The organism is Paenibacillus camelliae, from assembly GCF_023715345.1.
Taxonomy (GTDB): Bacteria; Bacillota; Bacilli; order Paenibacillales; family Paenibacillaceae; genus Pristimantibacillus; species Pristimantibacillus camelliae.
In genome coordinates this window covers 45,620-63,918 of sequence record NZ_JAMBNY010000015.1, presented here as the reverse complement: position 1 = coordinate 63,918, position 18,299 = coordinate 45,620, and the positions used below count along the sequence as shown (strand labels likewise).

Here is an 18,299-nt window from a genome sequence, read left to right as displayed (position 1 = left end):
ACAGAGGAGCGCAGCGTACGCATTATGTACGTGAGAACCGCATGGCCCGGCTGAATTCAAAATTCGACGTCGATTAAGCTTCCAGTAATACCTCGTGATCAAAGCTGAATCTTTTTGAACTACATCTTAAGCGTTTAGGTCTGGACGTTTGCCTGTTACGAGATAGACAACACTCTCACCAATATTCGTAGCATGATCACCATAGCGCTCGATATAGCGACCAACGAAGCTTAATACTTGCGCTTGTGCGATATTGCGTGGGTTTTCCATCATAAGCAAAACGAGCTCGCGTGAAATTTGACTATATAGCGCATCGACTTGATCATCGTCTTTTGCCATTTTATAAGCAAGGTCCACATTCTCATCCACATAGGCCTGTATCGCTTCATACGTCATGTTACGAGCAATCTCACCCATCCGTGGCAGATCAATAATCGGCTTAATGAGCGGCTCTCCTTGCAGTCTTAGCACCGCATTGGCAATATCACGAGATAGATCACCCATACGCTCTAGATCGTTAGCAATACGAAATGCTGCAATGATTCTGCGAAGGTCCTTAGCTACTGGCTGCTGCGTAGCAATCAGCTTCAAGCCAAGCTCTAATATTCTTTCTTCCATCTCATTGACTTTAACGTCATCTGCAATAATCTTTTTTGCCTGCTCCTGATCATTATCCTTGAGTGAGTTAATTGCTTTTTCAACTGATTGCTCAACAAACTCGCCCATTTCTACAAGCCATTGATTCAATTGCTCAAGACCTTGGTCAAATTCTTTACGGAACGTCATCATGATGGAATCCTCCCCAATCGTTATCTATTTTTATTTATCCGAAGCGACCGCTAATATAATCCTCTGTACGTTGATCCTCAGGATTCGAGAATAGCTTCTCTGTATCATCGTATTCAACAACTTCCCCATTTAGGAAAAACACGGTTTGATTGGATACGCGAGCTGCCTGATGCATGTTGTGCGTAACCATAACAATCGTATATTTATCTCGCAGATCCTGCACAAGCTCTTCAATCTTCAGTGTTGAAATCGGATCAAGCGCTGATGTTGCTTCATCCATAAGAAGAATATCAGGATTTACAGCAAGTGCTCTTGCAATACATAGACGCTGCTGCTGACCACCCGAGATAGATAAAGCTGAACGCTTAAGATGATCCTTTACTTCGTTCCACAGCGCAGCTGATTTCAAGCTCGTTTCGACGATCTCATCGAGCTTTTGCTTGCTTTTTATACCGTGCAAGCGAGGACCGTATGCAATATTGTCGTAGATTGATTTCGGAAATGGGTTAGGCTGCTGGAATACCATTCCTACCTTTTTACGAAGAGTTTCAACGTCGACCTCCTGAGAGTAAATATCAGTCCCGCTAATCGTAAGTTTACCCTCAATTCTCGTTCCCGCTATCATATCATTCATTCGATTCAACGTACGAAGCAGTGTCGATTTACCACAGCCAGAAGGTCCGATAAAAGCTGTGACTGCTTTTTCAGGTATTGTAAGGTTAACGTTTTTTAGTGCATGAAAGTCTGTATAAAACAAATTCAGGTCTTTTGCTTCTATTAAAGTAGACATTCATAATTCCTCCATATCTATAGGTTCAGTAAGTTAGATGTTCTTCTGATATTTGTTCCGAATGATAACCGCAGTAATATTAAGCAAAATTAATATCGCTAGCAAGATGATAATCGCACTTGCTCCCAAATCCTTAAATGCAACCTGTGGTCTTGAGATCCAGTTGTAAATCTGTATTGGCATCGCTGTAAATGCGTCCGTCAAGCTCTTCGGTAAAAATGCAACATAGGTTGAAGCACCCACGATAATAAGTGGAGCCGTTTCACCGATAGCGCGAGAAGCAGCTAGAATAACTCCAGTTAAAATACCTGGCAACGATGAAGGCAATACAGAACGAGATACTGTTTGCCATTTTGTTGCGCCTAGTGCGAATGATGCATCTCTTCTTGAACGCGGCACTGCACGAATCGCTTCCTGAGCCGCTACAATAATAATTGGCAGTACGAGAAGCGTCATTGTAAGTGCTCCGGAAATCAAGCTTTTTTGGAGACTAAGCATACGAACAAATAATGCCAAACCTAAAATACCGTAAACGATAGAAGGAACGCCTGCCAACGTACTAATATTTAATTGAATTAAACGTGTTAATTTATTTTTTGGTGCATACTCCTCTAGATATATTGCCGCGCCCACTCCAAGAATAAAAGATAGAGGAACTAGGATTAACATGATATACATAGAGCCGACCAAGCCTGATTTCATACCCGCGTCTTCCGCTTTTCTTGATGGGAAATTCGTGAATAGATCCGGTGATAAATTCGACCAGCCATCGATGATAATGTCAACCAATAATACGGTAAGAGCGATAATCCCAACCGATGTCGCAAGTAAGAAGATCATATGAAGCGATTTATCTTTTACGCGGCGATTCGCAATTTGCTTACGGTTCGCATCATGGAAAATATTCATCCTAGTACTCCTCTCTGAAGCGTCTTGAAATGTATTGCGCTAAAATATTTAGTAGGAATGTAAATACGAACAACGTCATACCAACGGCAAAAATTGATCCATATTCAATACTACCGTGAGCGATATCTCCTAAGCTCACTTGAACAATATAAGCCGTCATCGTCTGAATACTATCTAACGGATTAAACGTTAACGTCGGTGTTGAGCCTGCTGCTAATGAAACGATCATCGTTTCACCTAGTGCACGTGAAAAGGCAAGCACCGCGGAAGATACGATACCAGAGAAAGCAGCAGGAACGACGATTTTAAGTGCTACCTCAAAGCGAGTTGCACCAAGCGCATACGCACCATCACGCAATGAACGCGGAACAGCACTCATTGCATCCTCACTTAAGGAACAGATCATTGGAATGATCATAATACCAACGGCAATCCCTGCACTCAATGCGTTATAGACGCCGGCACTTGGGAAAATAAACTGTATTATTGGTGTAATAATACTAATGGCAAAGTAACCATATACAATCGTCGGAACACCTGCAAGCACCTCAAGGATAGGCTTTACAATTCTGCGAACCTTATCTGGTGCATACTCAGATAAATAAATCGCACTCGCCAAACCAATTGGCAGAGCAACAATAATTGCGATTGACGTAATCATTAACGTTCCTGCTAAGAGCGGCAATATTCCAAATTGCTTAGGCTCAATGAGCGCTGACCACTTCGTTCCGAATAGAAAATCAAATATAGGGATTTCTCTAAAGAAGTTTACTGTTTCTGATAATAATGTTATGACAATTCCAATTGTCGTAAAGACCGATACAATCGCACATAAAAATAGTAGTATAGGCATGATTTTATTAAGTATGCTTACACGACTATTTTTAAATGGATTGCTGCTTGCATTCGTTTTATCTATGGTTGTCTCTTGCTTGTTAGGCATCCTTTTTGCCTCCCCTATTGTTTACAATTCTTTAACATATTAGGAGAAAAAAAAGTGATGCCGAGAGACACCACATTTTTCTCTTTTACTGACTAAACACTATGATTCATTTATTTAAGAGCGTCGATTTTAGCTAGTTGCTCGTCGTATGCTTCTTGCGGCATACCTACATATCCAACCTCGCCAGCAAGCTCACTAGCATTTTCAATGTAGAACTTAACGAATTCTGCTACTTCTGGGCGAGCCATTTCTGCGTTGTTAACGTAGAAGTAAAGCTCACGAGAAAGTGGGGTGTAAGAACCATCTTTAATTGTGTCAAACGTTGGAGCTACTGCACCATTACCGCCATCGATTGGAACAGCTTTTAATGTATCTTGGTTTTCCTCGTAGTATGCATAACCGAAGTAACCAATACCATTCGGTGTACCAGCAACGCCTGTTACAAGCGTATTATCATCCTCAGAGAATGTAACACCCTCTGTTTTCATGTTTGCATCTTCAAGAACTACTTCTGCGAAGTAATCATAAGTACCTGAGTCAGCACCTGGGCTGAAGATTACGATTGGCTCTGAAGGCCATTCTGCACGAATGTCAGACCAGTTTACTGCATTGCCTTCAACAGAGAAGATTTTTGTAAGCTCTTCAACTGTCAGATGATCGATAAAGTCATTTTGTTGGCTCACAACTACAGATAGACCATCATAAGCTACATCGATTTGGGTAAATTCAATGCCTGCTGCTTTTGCAGCTTCTGCTTCAGAATCCTTCATTGGACGAGAAGCGTTGGCAATTGGAATTTCACCAGCTGTAAATTGCTTCATACCGCCGCCTGTGCCAGAAACTCCGACTGGAACACGTACGTCAGGATGTACTTTTCTGAACTCTTCAGCAACGGCTTCTGTTACAGGGAATACTGTTGAGGATCCATCGATTTTGATTTCACCGCTAAGCTTAACTTCTGGCTCAGTAGACTCAGTTGGTGCATTTGCACTGTTTGTTGCTGCAGGTGCATTAGAGTTACTTGGTTGATTTGCTTCCTTATTGTTATTGTTGCCACATGCTGCTGTAAATACGAGTACTGCAGCCATAACTAGTGTTGCGAACCCCTTAATTGTTTTGCTCTTCAAAATAACCACTCCTCTTTTCATTTCCCTATTTGTTTATTCTCTTATTTGTCTTACATGTTTATAGTAATCATTGTTTGTTAATCTCATATTTTTATAATGTAAACACTGTGTAAAATAATTTTATTTGTTTAAAGGTTGTGTTTACATAAATATTACTTGTGAAGCTCTGAAAGCTTATTAAGCTCATTCATCGTTGCTTGTGCCTGTTCATTGGCCAGTTGAGCCTGTTGGTCGATATGCTGCAGTTCCTGTTTGTTTTGAGCAACCATCTTAAAGAGATCTTGAAAGATGGATTCCGCATTAGTAATCATTTCATCACTTTGTATACTAAAAATAGCCCCTCGCTCCGTTAAGTGCTTTGTGTCATGTATGGCTGTAACAATTTGCTCGATAGCCTCTTTGATTTGTACAGCATAGCGTTTTGTTTGTGAGGCAAGATTCATCATCTCCGTCGCTACGACACCGAAGGACCTTCCGTGCGCTCCAGCGCGAGCTGCCTCGATCGAGGCATTAATGGCAAGCAAATTGCTTTGCTCACTCATTTCCTGCACCAGCTTTGTCACGTTTTGAATCGTTGTGGCACTCAACTGCAGTTGTTCCATCTGTGTTTGCTGCTGCTTAGCATTGCTGCTTATGATGGCCACTGTGTCAGTAAGCTTTTGCAGCATATTTTTCCCTTCTAACGTCATGTCGACCATTGTCTCAGATTTATGCTCACTTACTTGAACAGCAGCATGGACCTGTTCTACTTCTTCTACAATTCGTTTAATCGTACGCTTGGAGGAAGAGATCAGATGATATTGCGCTTCCTTCGATTGATTTTGCAGCGCTGTTGATAGCTTCAATAAGTCAGACATCGTTAGCACACCTTTTACACGCTTGCCATCACAGACGATGACGCAATCATACAGGTGTGTGCCTGTACGGCCTAAAGCTTGCTTAACAACGTCATAAAGCTCTGTATGTACATCCACAATTAAGGGGTTAGTATCGGTTAGCTTTATTATTGGTCGTTGACTATACAGCTCTCTAACTAATGGCAAGCTTAGCTTAATGAATAAAGCGTTACGCATAACAAGTCCAATTGGCTGTTGGCCTTCATCGACGATGACGATGCATTCATGCTCAGGCTGCTCTCTGAACAGCTCAAGTGCTCGCTCACAATTCAAGTTCGGTGAAATAAAGGGAACACTCGTTACCGATTGAATAAGTATGTCATCAGTTTGTTCGAATGTTTGAAGAAGGAACTCTGCCTCCTTTTCTTCATTAGAATACACACTTTCATTCATCTCTTTATGCTTAATCTGGGTTGTCTTGGATGTGAATGATTCATGCTGCATCTTCTCTTTTTCATGTAATGCCTGCATTAAGATCATCTCCTATCACTGTATCTTAAGACCTACTATAGGAGATAAGCATTAGCTAACATGCAATGCTTTGTAAAGTTAATATTAAATTTCGTCTACATAAACGATATCTTTGTCATAGGACAGCTTTATATTGTTGTATATCCGCTCTATAATAAGAGTGAAGGGAGGAAGGCTCTATGGAGGCAACTCACGAAATCGTCCCGTATGACAATCCTTTGCTGAGTGTCCGTATTTTTCAAACACATCGAGAGCAGAACACTCGCACAGAATGGCATTACCATAAACAGCTTGAACTGCTGCTTATACTTAACGGCAAGCTAGATTTGTATATGGAAGATGAATCATTGCAGCTTTGCAAGGACGATGTCGTCATTTTAGGGGCTTCAGAGCTTCATCGTGATTATTGTTCTGAAGCGCTAGAATATATTGTTGTGCAATTTGATCTGGAGCATTTCTTCGATCAGAGCTCAATCTCTTATATGCGTTACTTTTCTGATACTCATGCTCCTTTAAGTAAAGCCAATTATATCTTTAATGAGCATCCGCACATAAAGGCTGAAATCGCACGCTATATTCGAAGTATTCTAGAAGAAGCAACAACGAAAAATATAGGCTATGAAATCGCAGTAAGTATATTAATCAAGCAAATTCTATTAATGCTGCTTCGTAATGACAGCAAAAACATTATAGCCGAGCAGGAGCCCTTCGATAAAATTAGGCTCAAGCCTGTACTCGACCATGTCGAGCAGCATCTCGATGATCGTATTCAAGTAGAGGAAGTATGCCGCATTGCCAATATGAGCTATTATTATTTCGTCAAGTTTTTCAAAAAAACAATCGGACTATCTTTTACTGAATATGTAAACTATCGTAAAATAAAACGGGCTGAACGCCTTTTGTTAACGAAGGATTTAAGTATAATGGAGGTGGGAGAAAAAATTGGCATGCCCAATATGGCCCACTTTTACAAAATGTTCAAAAAGTATAACGATTGCTCTCCAAAGCAATACCAAAAGAAAATGCTGCTTTGGAAATCTGAGGAGTAGATTGTGGTGGATGCACGATATGAAGCTCAACTATTCTATAGCATCTTTAAAATGTAAAAACTCGCAAGTCCTATGTGTTAGGGCTTACGAGTTTTTTTGGCATTACGAGCTTGTAGCCGACGCCTCGAATCGATTCAATACGTACGGACTGCTGTTCAAGCTCCAGCTTTTTCCGAAGAGAGCTTACATGGACATCAACGGTGCGCTGGCCTCCGATATAGTCAAAGCCCCATACGACATTCATGAGGTCATCACGACTAATGACCATACCTGGTCTCTGAACAAGATATAGCAGTACTTCGAACTCCTTCGGACGCAAGGAAATGGGCTGTCCTTTAACACTCACTTCATACTTCTCAGGATAAATAGACAGCTCACCAGCCTGAATCACCTTCTCATCAGAAAGTAGTGGTTTGGGATCCTCATTTTGAGTGCGACGAAGAACTGCTGATACACGGGCAAGCAATTCTGCTACACCGAAAGGTTTTGTTATATAATCATCAGCTCCATGCTTCAAACCTTGTACTACTTCTTCCTCTGCATTGCGAGCCGTAAGAATAATGACAGGCGTTCTCACTCCATTCTGGTGAAGGCGATTAAGAATTTCAAACCCGTTCATGCCAGGCAGCATAATATCTAGAATAATGAGATCAAACTTGTTCTGCAGCGCTGTCTGCAGCCCCTCACCACCATGCTCGATGACAGTAGTGTCATATCCCTCTTGTGTCAAATTGTAAGATAATAACCTTGAAAGTGTCGGCTCATCCTCAATGACCAGTATTTTATTCGACATTGCTTGACCTCCATACGAAACAATAATTCAATTAAGCATAGTGTAACACTAATATTAAAAAAATGTAAAACAATTAATGCATTAACGGAAGCTCTAGTGTAAAGGTTGTCCCTTCTCCAACTGCACTCTCCACAGTGATCGTCCCTTTATGCATCTCAACTAAATGCTTAACGATCGATAGACCTAGTCCCGTCCCGCCTGAACCTCTGGAACGTGCCTTATCCACACGGTAGAATCGCTCAAAGATACGTGGAAGATCTTTCTCTGGAATACCAATACCCGTATCTTTAATCGTAATTTGTACCTTCTCTTGCTCAGTAAGTGATATGTTAACGAAAATTTTCCCGCCTTCTGGTGTGTAGGATATTGCATTACTCAGCAGGTTAACGAAAATTTGTCTTAATCGATCCTCATCCCCCTCCATATAAAGCTCCTCAGGAGAATAAAGATTTACTTCGATTTGCTTTTGATCTGCACTAACCTCAAGGATGGCAATCGTATTAGTCATAAATTGCTTAATATCTACAGGAGATAATATAAGCGGAGCACGACGAGATTCAATTTTAGACAGCTCCAATATATCACCAATCAGACGATTTAGACGTTCACTCTCATCGTAAATAATTCCAAGAAACGCCTTAGTCGTTTCTTCATCCTTAACAGCACCGCCCAGCAATGTTTCAGCGAAGCCTTTTACTGCTGCAATCGGTGTTTTTAGTTCATGAGAAACGTTAGCGACAAACTCACTTCTCATTCGCTCTAATCGGCGAATGGCCGATACGTCTTGCAATACAAGCAGTACCCCTCCGAGATCAGAGCTGCTGCCTTGATAGATTGGAACAATATTCAGCTCCAGCAGTCGTTCCTCTGGGTAATAGAATGTAATCTCCTCATGAATATGACTTTTCGTTTCAAAGCCTTCTATTATGAGCTGGGACAGCTCAAATTGCTGTTTCATTTCACGATAATGTCTACCTATGAGCTTGGCTGCAGAAATCCCTAGAATCTGCTCAGCACGTTCATTCATGATGAGAATCGAGCCGCTTGCATCCATCATGACAATGCCGTTAATCATATTGCTAAGCACGCTTTGCAGATGATTTTCATTCTGACGAATGCGGGTCATTTGAATCTGAAGACTCTCTGCCATTGCATTGATCGCATGTCCTAGCTCACCGATCTCATCATTCTTTTGCACATCAACACGGGCACGATAGTCCATATTTTTAATTCGTTTTGCAACCTGTGTAATTTTCTCAAGCGGTCTTGTCAAACCAAGCGCTATACGATAGCTTATTAGAGCTGCTACTACAAATAAAATAATTAAGCCTGCAACGAGTACGACTGTTAAGCTGCTTATCGATTGCTCAACCTCCTGCAGGCTGATTGCGAGCCGCAGCACGTAGTTTTCATTACTAACCGTATTCGTCACTGGAATAGCAACGTACAGCATGCTTTGTTGTAGAGTGTCACTCGAGCGTGTTGATTTTCCAATTCCATTTTCAATCGCACCGATTATTTCCTCACGATGGCCATGGTTGTCCATATCGCGTGGATTATAATCTGAATCTGCTATGACGGTGCCGTCACCCTTGATAAGGGTAACTCGTGTTTCCATCAGCTCCTTCAGCTGTTGTACATGTGGCGTATAAAAATCAATAAGGAGTTCATCACTTCCGCTAATCCATTCCATCTGCGCGGCAATCAATCTCATTTCACGTTCCAGTGTATCTTCTAGTACATTAATATGGTTTTCCTTAAATGTTTTAAGCATCAATAAACCTGAAGCGATAACAGATAATGCGACCATAGAAATAATAATCGTCGTCAATCTCGCACGAAAGCTTAACACTACGCGACCTCCTTTGTCATTCGATCATGTCCTTATTCATCGTACTCTCGTCAGATCGCTTTGACTAGCTTCCGATTGTAAAAGTTTTGTAAACTTTTTTTCATGAATGGCCTACTGCGCGCTAGTGAAGTAGGCTCGCAATCCCTTGAATCCACTAGTTGTTCCTTACAATTAACTGTATAATATCATAAATACATATGTATCGTTTGTTCAGATGATAAGGATGAGGTGTATTATGAACAATAGTCATTATTACAAATCTATTTTCCAGATGCAATATGTTCGACGTTGGCAGGAATATTCACCAAGACACCAGGACAATGCAGCCAGTCACAGCTTCCGTTGCGCTGCAATTGCCGTTCTCATCAGCATTATTGAGCAACGTTTGTTAATGAAAGCAATATCTCCTGCGGAATTAATAGGTAAAGCTTTACTTCATGATCTGAACGAGACAGTTACAGGGTCTATTAAATATGTAACAAAAAAAGAGAAGACGCTGATTGCGCATATCCAGAGACTTGAGAGTGAGGTCAATCAGCAGCTTGTCAGTCATTTATCAAAATCACTACAATATTCCTTTACACAGTATATCGTCCAAGCCGAAGATGCGAGCTATACTGGAGGACTAGTTCGTGACATTGATTCCTTTGATGCGATGCTGTTTTGCAAGCGCGAAAGCGAGCTGCAGCAAGGAGGGTATTTTACAGCCCGCTACGAAGAGCTGAGAACGCAGCTATTATCGAGCAGCTATGATTCGATCCGCTGGCTGTTACATGCCATGGAGCAGGATCAAGGTGTCGCCCAATTTTTAGATTATATACTTAATCTTGATATGATCGAGCGCTGGGGTGGCAGCTTTAATCTCATCCCTGATAACGATGCAACGCATAGCTTCCGTGTAGCAGCTATTGCATTGTTTCATGCTCATCTGGAAAAAGAAAAATATAAGATCGAGGATATCAATTTATACAGTTTGCTCGGCAAATCGATCATGCATGATGTCGTCGAAGGTGTAAGCGGAGATGTTGCATCGCCAATTAAGCACTCCTCTGTCGATGTGAAGGAAGCCTTCGCACAGTTCGAGGCTCAAGTTGCAAGAGATATGGTCAATGAGCTGCCTAGCTTTATGATCGAGGATATGATGGACTTTTTAGTCTATGCGAAGGACGACACCTACGAGGGACTACTCGTTGACATCGCAGATAAAATCGATGCACTCATTAAAAGCAATCTTGAGATACGTAACAATCCTCATTACGCGTCCAAATACGAGCAGCAGCTTACCCATATTCAACATCGCTATGAGAACCCATCGGTCATTTTCTTCCTTGCCTATATATTGCATGATTTGACCTTTGATCACGTGATGCGGTAATCGTTAGTATTAAAGCAGTAAAGGGGACAAAAGCCATTCTAGCTTCTGTCCCCCCCTTGTTCATACATTTACTTTCTACTCTCGCGCAATTCCTTTGCATATTCGGAAACCCTCTGATAGAATGCTTTCCATTGCTTGCTTCCAGTCTTTGGCGGAGCTTCCTCCTGATCAGCATCGACCTGCATGGGCACTGAACTGATCTCTTCACTCGTTGCAGTATTCGCTTGCTCTATTTCCTTCAAGGCTTCCGCGATATGATTCGCTGCATGTTCCTCCTGCTTCTTCACGCGTACGTCACTCCTTCAGCCAATTGTTCCTTAGCGTAAACAAATCCTTTAGCTCATCTGTGCTCAACTCGGTTATCCATTGATCTGACTGCTGTACAATTTGATCGTTAAGCTGCTGCTTTCCTTCGATCATTTCGTCAATTTTTTCTTCAAGCGTACCTATTGTTATAAATTTATGCACCTGCACTTGTCTTTTCTGACCAATCCGAAATGCACGATCCGTCGCTTGATTTTCTACAGCAGGATTCCACCAGCGATCAAAGTGTATCACATGATTGGCTGCAGTAAGGTTTAAGCCCGTTCCGCCTGCTTTAAGACTTAGTACAAAGGCAACATGAGGGAGATCCTCATTTTGAAAAGCGGCAATCATATCGTCACGCTTTTGCTTCGGCACCGCTCCATGTAAATAAGGCACCTCTAGCTCGTACCGCTGAGATAATATCTTTTGAATCTGCTCGCCCATCTCAATGTATTGTGTAAAAATTAGACAGCGCTCCTCCTGCTCGTATATATGGTCAACAATCTCGACAAGTCGCTCTAGTTTACTAGATCGCGTAATCTCCCATTGTCGCTTCGATTGCTTCTGTAATACAAGCGCTGGATGGTCACAGAGCTGCTTCAGCTTCGTTAATGAACCAAGAATTAATCCTCTACGCTGCATCGGCCCTTCTTTCTCCAGCCTATTCAGCAGATCACTAACGATGCCCTCATATAATGAAACCTGCTCTTTCGTTAACGGAATAAAGCTCTTGCTCTCCTGCTTCTCAGGCAATGATAGTGAGATGTTCGGATCCTTCTTCACCCTTCTTAGCATGAACGGCTTAACCCAGCGCTGGAGCGCTTCGATTTTTTTCGCATCCTTATCACGCTCAATGGGTGCAATAACCGATTTGCGGAATTGATATAAACTGCCGAGATAGCCAGGGTTAATAAAGTCATAAATAGACCACAGCTCAGTTAGTCTATTCTCCATCGGCGTTCCTGTTAAAGCAATGCGATGCTTGGCATGAAGCTTACGAATAGCGATCGCCTGCTTAGTGTACGCATTTTTTATGTTTTGCGCTTCATCTAAGCACAACGAATCCCAGCTGATTTGCTGTAATTCTTCACTGTCGATTTGTGCTAATGCATACGAGGTAATAACAAGGTCTGCGCCCCTTATCGAATCAAAAAATTGCTCCGCCTTCGGCCTTTTTGATCCATAATGCAATACAACATTCAGATGAGGTGCAAAGCGCTCTAGCTCTCTCTCCCAATTCCCGATGACTGAGGTTGGACAGATAAGCAGAGAAGGTGTATCCATTGCCTGGCCCTTTTCTTTTATTGATGCTAGATAGGCCATATACTGTATCGTCTTCCCCAAGCCCATATCATCAGCAAGCACTGCTCCAAGACCGTAGCTACGTAAAAACAATAGCCAGGATGAGCCTTGCTGCTGATAAGGCCTTAACTCACCTAAAAACAACGATGGCGTTTCCATGAGAGGAATTTCACTAACATTTTGCAGCTGCGATAGCCATCTCTTCAGATGATCATTGAGCTCAATCTCGGTTTCCAGCTCAAATTCTGCATCCTCATCAAGCCAGTCTGCATGCTCGCCCCTCAGATGCATTTGAAGCACATCGCTGAACGTTAAACCCTTCTTTCGATGTACCTGCTTTAGCCATTTTTTAACTTGAGCAAGATCCTCTGTGCTTAAATAAACCCATTGGTCAGCAATATGAATAAGCTGACGGTTACTGGCCGCAATATTAAGAAAGTCCTCTTCGCTTAATTCAGCATCACCAAGCGCAAATCGCCAATCGAATTGTACGATTTGATCAAGTCCGAACATTGGCTCCGCTGCGGAACCAACGGAGTGGCGAACTTTCCCCTTTATCTTCAATCGTCGGCTGCGTATGCCTTCCCACCATGCAGGTAATATAACCTTGCAGCCGGCTGCTAGAAGCTGTTGGCTCGATGTTTCTAGAAATGTCCATGCCTCTTGTTCAGTCATTGGCTGCTGAAGGACACCGTACTCATCTACTAGTGGCTGCTCTCCCATAACCTCGGCATATCTAAGCCTCTCACGCTGCAGCTTATCTCCAAGTGTATCCTTCCAATGGCTTGGCACACCAATGATGACTCCGTCTGCCTGCTCCATTAGCCAGCGTTGTTCAAGCTTATTATAGGTGAGGGTATACCACTGCTCGCTATCCGCATCATAGATTGAGGTTCGAAGCATCCAGCTTCCTGACCTGCCAAGCGGTTCATGCAATGCAATGGCAAGCTTATAAGGAAGGGTATCCTCCTTATAGCCGATTGCAGTAAGCCATTCCTCCTCATCTACAACCTTCGTTAGCAGCATGCCATCACCAACCTCATGGAGCAGAGCATTCCAACTTTGCTTAACATTAGTCTGAACTTCAATTAATTCATTGATGACTAAACTAAACCACTGATTGACTCCCTCGAAGCCATAAGCTTTCGCCGACTCAAGACATTGCTCCCAGCTTTGCTGTTGATCTGGCGTAAATACTGCTCTCCAGCCTGGCTTCTCCGCGCTCCAAGTAGAAGCATCTGGCTCAAATCTTCCATGCTCCAAGCACTCAATCAATAGGTGTGACATATTTTTCAATAGCTGCAAACGCTCACTGTGGCGGAGCTTAACCATTCGCAATGAGCCTGGTGCAGCTAAAAATTCCAATGCTTGTAGAGGGCTAAGCCTTAAAATTGTTCTTCCATTCAGCTTGCTCTCATCGATGTCCGTCCCATACCATGTACGGGCATCCCAGCCGAATAAATAGCTTCTAAGCTGTCCATAAGGAGCTTCGCGCCAGCCATCTACTCGTAAGACGACACCATAACCCTCTTCATTTGTACTCCATATCCCATCAATCGATAAAGACTGTAGTCCACTGCTTATTGTCATTACATTAGCTTTCCTTTCAATAGCTCCTCTTGAAATGCTCTCAACCGACTGTACTTTAACTGCATAGCTTCAAAGTACCGGTCCCAGGTCATCTGCTTACCTAATTGCTCATAAAGCGCTTGAAGCTTTTTCATATGTCGAGCAGCCGTTCGATATCCCTGTCTGTTTCTCGTATGAATAGCTGCTTCTACTGCTTGATGGTACATGGGTAGTACGACCTCTGGGGCATGCTTCTCAATGCTCTGCAGCTCATTGCCCTTAAAATCCTCTGGCTTCCTTCCCATGTACATCTGTAGATCAGCCCAAGCCTCATACTTACCATGAGCGGCATAATGCTCAGCAAGCGCTGAATAGGAATGTGGCAGCAGCATCAGCATGATGGCTTGCCATCGATCATCTTCAGGCTGCAGCTGGCTCGCTTTTCGGCAAAGTGCTAGAAATGGTCCAACCGAGCGCAGATGATTCCCATTAGTGAAATGTTGAAGCAGCATATCCATCCACAGCTGCACCTTATCCCATCGCTGCTCCAGCATTTTGCTTTCAACATACGGATAAATAAGTCTCTGCACTTTCTCAAACTGACATTGCTCTATATAGCTGATCGCTTCTTTATCCTCGCCAGCATACAGCTTGAGCGCTGCAAGTGAACCGTATAGCATATTACGCATATATGGCCCCAGTTCTGCATCAAGTCTACGAATGAATAATGTTATAAATTCATGCTCTTGATCAGCATTGCCGGCAAGCAAGCTTATTAAATGATAGTGTATATAATCCCACTCAATTGTCGGCTTTTCAGACTTCGCCGCACATTCATATACGAAGGCAAGCAGCTGTTTTACCCATGCAAGCTGAAAGGTTTGAAGCTCGCTGCTTTTAATCTCAGTCAGAAGGTCATTTAAATTGGAAATCCATGGCTCTGCAATTCGCTTAAAGGTCATTTCATGGTAATAACGACTAAAGCTGTCTGAAGCCTGCAAAGCCCGTTCTCCTAGGTACAATACATACAAGGTAGACGCGCACCAATGCAATTGTTGAACCTCAAAGGGACTATCCTTAGCTAATCCTTTAATCGACGTTAGCGTTTGAGATAAGGGATGGAATGAATGCTTGCACTTTTTCCAGTCATCTCCATACTGCTCGTGCATAAGCCGAAACAGCTCAGCTGGGTTCGTATTCTGGTTGATCAGCAGCTCCGAATCAGATGGTTTAATGAACTTAGACGCTCTTGTAACACCGAGCAATTGAAAATAAGCCTGCTCAGCTAACACTTTCCCATTCTCAAGACCTTTACAGTATTGAAAAAACAAAGCTCCAATGTGCTCACAAAACTCACTATGATGACAGGTACAGCTGCTGTAGCGAATGTTTTCTGAATCAATGACGACAGCATGCAGTTCTATATCTTTTACAATTCCATTAATCATATTTTTTGAGTAAACCGTTATTTTTTGCACGGCTTCAGCTTGGAACAACTGCCACGCACGTTTCACGTTAGCGGCAAATCGCCCCTCCTGACATAGCTCATCAAAGGCAGTTAACAGCTGATTATACATTTGCACGCCTCTTGAGTCACCCCACTTCATATCTCTCCATTCTATCTATTATATCAAAAAAACGGGGCTACTATAATATTTCGGGAATGTTTTTATTTTTCTGCTTGATTAAATACTATTGTGATTAATTTCACTACTAAGATGCTATTGGTGTGATACTGGATACTATATGCAGGCTCATAAAAAAACGAGCACAGGTTATAGAATAAAAACCTGTGCTCGTTCATTCAATTAGTTCGTTTTCAGCGGAATTCTAACTTCAAACACGATCGTCTCATCGTCAGGTGCACTCATTTGAATATCGCCCTTATACTGCTTCACAATACTTTCGATAATAGACAAGCCTAGGCCATGATGCTCTCCAAGCTTTGTGCTGAAGCCGCTTTTGAATAGCGGTAGATTTATTTTTTCTTTTGCGTTTTCACAATAGTTGCTAATTTTCAGGTGCAATGTATGCTGCTCTTCCCGTCCATAAAGCGAGACTTTCCGATCGCTCTCTTCGTATTTCAACACCTCATCAAAGGCATTATCAATCAGATTACCGAGAATACGATTAATATCTAACGCTTGTCCCGCCAGCTCCGTCAGCTTAACCGCCTTTACATCGTGCGTAAATTCAATATGATAAGCCTCAGCCTGAGATAGCTTGGATCGAATAAGAGCTGCTACTGCTGGATTGCCAATATTAATATAATCATTAATAAAATGAATTTCACCGGCAATCTCTGCCGCATAGTTCTCTACTTCGTCATAATGCTTCAGCTTAATAAGTGAGTGAATCGTTTGTACTTGATTAATAAAATCATGCCGCTGAGAACGTATCGATTGAAACAATGCATTAATTTCTTCAATGTAGGTATCCTGAGCAACTTTTACTGCCTCTTCTCGTAAATTTTTAAAGTAATTCATGACAAGAATAACAGCAGGAAGCATAATGGATGTAATCAATATCGTCATTAAAGCAACACGAACGACACTTTCTCTCAAGCTTTCAGCGATATGCTCGTAGCTTGAAGTGATAACAAGAACGTAGCCTTCCATAGGCTGTCCTTCCTCATCCACCATTGCTAGACGCTCTTCTTCAACTGATACAGGAATAAACATCTTGTAGGTGTAGGCTTTAGCAGTTCTCTCTGTACGTGTAATCCGTTCTCCACTATTAAACGCTTTTTTTACATCCAGCTCATCATGCTTAGATTTATAATTATAGCTGCCATATAGCACAGGTCGCTGTACAATATGCTTTCGTTCACTCCCATCCTCTTCAATGGTCACTTGATCATTTGGGAATGTGAGCGGATTGACTATACTAATTTCCAAGAGTGATTCATTGGATTGTACGAGATCCTCAAACAATCGGTCGAGGCCAGTTAGCTCATTATACGTATTGACTGCTGTGTAATCTATATAAGGGTCTATCATGTAATTGGTTGTACCATCATAAAAGTAGCCCCATTTGTAAATATTCGTGTAATCCGTGGATGAAACCTCGTAGGGACCAGACCAGAAATTCGGCAATGACGTTCCAAGCCATTCTTCATCAATCGTTTTCATTTCGAATAATTCATGAAAAATACGATGCCAAGGATCCCACGATGCTGTGCTTTTATTAATTTGCTTCGGATCAGATGATTGATATAAGACAATGTCGTTGTTTTCCAGCTTTTTTAATAGTGTAATATGTGATAAGTCCAGTTCCTTAGCGAGTGCTTCAAGCTGCTCAGCCGTAATGTTTTCAACATCTTCATCCAGCGCGTACTTTGCTGCAATAGATGCCGCACGCAGCTCTCGACTGATCTGCTCCTCGAATAAGTCAAGTCCTACCCGTCTCTGCTCTGCAGCCTGTCTAACTTGTGCACTTAAAGAAATTAATTGCTGATCAAGCTCTTGTTGCAGCAGGTAACGAGTAATATAGAAAAATACTACATTGTTAACAACGACGAGTAGGACGATGCTGCTAATTGCAATTAACCATATATTTCTACGCATTGTGTCTCCTTCTGTATATAGCAATTAAACCCGTAAAGAACATAATACCATATTCCTAGTTATGTGGTCTGATAAATTGTTACTATCTTCGTATTATGGCTCAAAAACTACTAATATGACAAGCATATATTCAAAACAGCACAAAAAATGAGAGCTTAATTAGCACAAGAATGTGCTAATTAACTCTCAAGCCTTGCATTCACATGGCAAATGATAGGAGTTAGAGAATCTGGCAAGAGCGACTAAATCTTCAGCTCTCCCAACTTAATTAACTCTACAACTGCTTGCGAACGACCTTTCACATTCAACTTTTGCATCACATTTGAGATGTGGTTTCGTACAGTTTTCTCACTAATGAAGAGCTGCTGGGCAATATCTCTTGTAGTTTTATCCTGCACGAGCAACTCAAATACTTCGCGCTCACGATGAGTTAATAGAAACTTGCTTTTATGGTCGTTGTCCCTCAATGTGTTTCAGCCCTCCTTGCCAGGGTGTTATGGTATACCAAGGTCAAGGGATACAGTCAACATATAATATGTCTCATTGAAGGGGATTGTTACCT

15 protein-coding genes are annotated in these 18,299 nt (G+C 42.0%); 2 read left to right on the top strand and 13 right to left on the bottom strand.

What is annotated here, in order from left to right; all coding sequences use genetic code 11:
• Positions 1 to 126 precede the first annotated feature (126 nt).
• The 6 genes from phoU to M3180_RS18650 all read right to left on the bottom strand — a co-directional run bounded on the left by phoU (position 127) and on the right by M3180_RS18650 (position 5,925).
• A complete protein-coding gene (gene phoU / locus M3180_RS18675; RefSeq protein WP_251670355.1) occupies positions 127 to 786 on the bottom strand; it encodes a phosphate signaling complex protein PhoU in 660 nt (219 codons plus the stop codon).
• A 37-nt stretch (positions 787 to 823) separates the two neighbouring features.
• Positions 824 to 1,579 carry a phosphate ABC transporter ATP-binding protein PstB gene (gene pstB / locus M3180_RS18670; RefSeq protein WP_251670295.1) on the bottom strand — a complete coding sequence of 252 codons (756 nt, stop codon included), beginning with the start codon at positions 1,577 to 1,579 and terminating at the stop codon, positions 824 to 826.
• A gap of 33 nt (positions 1,580 to 1,612) precedes the next feature.
• Positions 1,613 to 2,488 (bottom strand): phosphate ABC transporter permease PstA, encoded by an 876-nt coding sequence (gene pstA, locus M3180_RS18665; RefSeq protein ID WP_251670294.1) that lies wholly within the window; start codon positions 2,486 to 2,488, stop codon positions 1,613 to 1,615.
• A gap of 1 nt (position 2,489) precedes the next feature.
• Positions 2,490 to 3,341: a phosphate ABC transporter permease subunit PstC gene (pstC, locus tag M3180_RS18660; RefSeq protein ID WP_432806957.1), complete on the bottom strand. Its 852-nt coding sequence runs from the start codon at positions 3,339 to 3,341 to the stop codon at positions 2,490 to 2,492.
• 200 nt (positions 3,342 to 3,541) lie between these two features.
• Entirely contained in the window at positions 3,542 to 4,567 is a 1,026-nt protein-coding gene (locus M3180_RS18655) for a PstS family phosphate ABC transporter substrate-binding protein (RefSeq protein WP_349774495.1), read from the bottom strand.
• A 143-nt stretch (positions 4,568 to 4,710) separates the two neighbouring features.
• Positions 4,711 to 5,925, bottom strand: a complete 1,215-nt coding sequence (locus M3180_RS18650) for a methyl-accepting chemotaxis protein (protein ID WP_251670290.1) — start codon at positions 5,923 to 5,925, stop codon at positions 4,711 to 4,713.
• Between the two features lie 179 nt (positions 5,926 to 6,104).
• On the opposite strand from M3180_RS18650, the gene M3180_RS18645 reads away from it, so the two are divergent.
• Entirely contained in the window at positions 6,105 to 6,974 is an 870-nt protein-coding gene (locus M3180_RS18645; protein WP_251670288.1) for an AraC family transcriptional regulator, read from the top strand.
• 70 nt (positions 6,975 to 7,044) lie between these two features.
• Here the strand turns inward: M3180_RS18645 and M3180_RS18640 are convergent, their stop codons facing one another.
• Together M3180_RS18640 and pnpS are read right to left on the bottom strand one after the other, a co-directional pair.
• The gene (locus tag M3180_RS18640) at positions 7,045 to 7,767 is read right to left on the bottom strand and encodes a response regulator transcription factor (protein WP_251670287.1); all 723 of its coding nucleotides are present in this window, start codon (positions 7,765 to 7,767) and stop codon (positions 7,045 to 7,047) included.
• A 73-nt stretch (positions 7,768 to 7,840) separates the two neighbouring features.
• Positions 7,841 to 9,619, bottom strand: coding sequence for a two-component system histidine kinase PnpS (pnpS, locus tag M3180_RS18635; RefSeq protein ID WP_251670285.1), 1,779 nt, complete (start codon positions 9,617 to 9,619; stop codon positions 7,841 to 7,843).
• A 235-nt stretch (positions 9,620 to 9,854) separates the two neighbouring features.
• On the opposite strand from pnpS, the gene M3180_RS18630 reads away from it, so the two are divergent.
• The gene (locus M3180_RS18630; protein ID WP_251670283.1) at positions 9,855 to 10,994 is read left to right on the top strand and encodes a YfbR-like 5'-deoxynucleotidase; all 1,140 of its coding nucleotides are present in this window, start codon (positions 9,855 to 9,857) and stop codon (positions 10,992 to 10,994) included.
• A 68-nt stretch (positions 10,995 to 11,062) separates the two neighbouring features.
• Here M3180_RS18630 and M3180_RS18625 read toward each other — a convergent pair whose 3' ends face one another.
• The 5 genes from M3180_RS18625 to M3180_RS18605 all read right to left on the bottom strand — a co-directional run bounded on the left by M3180_RS18625 (position 11,063) and on the right by M3180_RS18605 (position 18,204).
• Positions 11,063 to 11,281: a hypothetical protein gene (locus tag M3180_RS18625; protein WP_251670281.1), complete on the bottom strand. Its 219-nt coding sequence runs from the start codon at positions 11,279 to 11,281 to the stop codon at positions 11,063 to 11,065.
• Positions 11,282 to 11,288: 7 nt separating this feature from the next.
• Positions 11,289 to 14,192, bottom strand: a complete 2,904-nt coding sequence (locus M3180_RS18620; protein ID WP_251670279.1) for a DEAD/DEAH box helicase — start codon at positions 14,190 to 14,192, stop codon at positions 11,289 to 11,291.
• On the bottom strand, positions 14,192 to 15,748 hold the full coding sequence (locus tag M3180_RS18615) for a hypothetical protein (protein WP_251670277.1): 1,557 nt from the start codon (positions 15,746 to 15,748) through the stop codon (positions 14,192 to 14,194). The genes M3180_RS18620 and M3180_RS18615 overlap by 1 nt, the downstream gene beginning before the upstream one ends.
• A gap of 231 nt (positions 15,749 to 15,979) precedes the next feature.
• Positions 15,980 to 17,737 (bottom strand): sensor histidine kinase, encoded by a 1,758-nt coding sequence (locus M3180_RS18610; protein ID WP_251670275.1) that lies wholly within the window; start codon positions 17,735 to 17,737, stop codon positions 15,980 to 15,982.
• A gap of 242 nt (positions 17,738 to 17,979) precedes the next feature.
• On the bottom strand, positions 17,980 to 18,204 hold the full coding sequence (locus M3180_RS18605) for a helix-turn-helix domain-containing protein (RefSeq protein ID WP_251670273.1): 225 nt from the start codon (positions 18,202 to 18,204) through the stop codon (positions 17,980 to 17,982).
• Between the last annotated feature and the right edge of the window lie 95 nt (positions 18,205 to 18,299).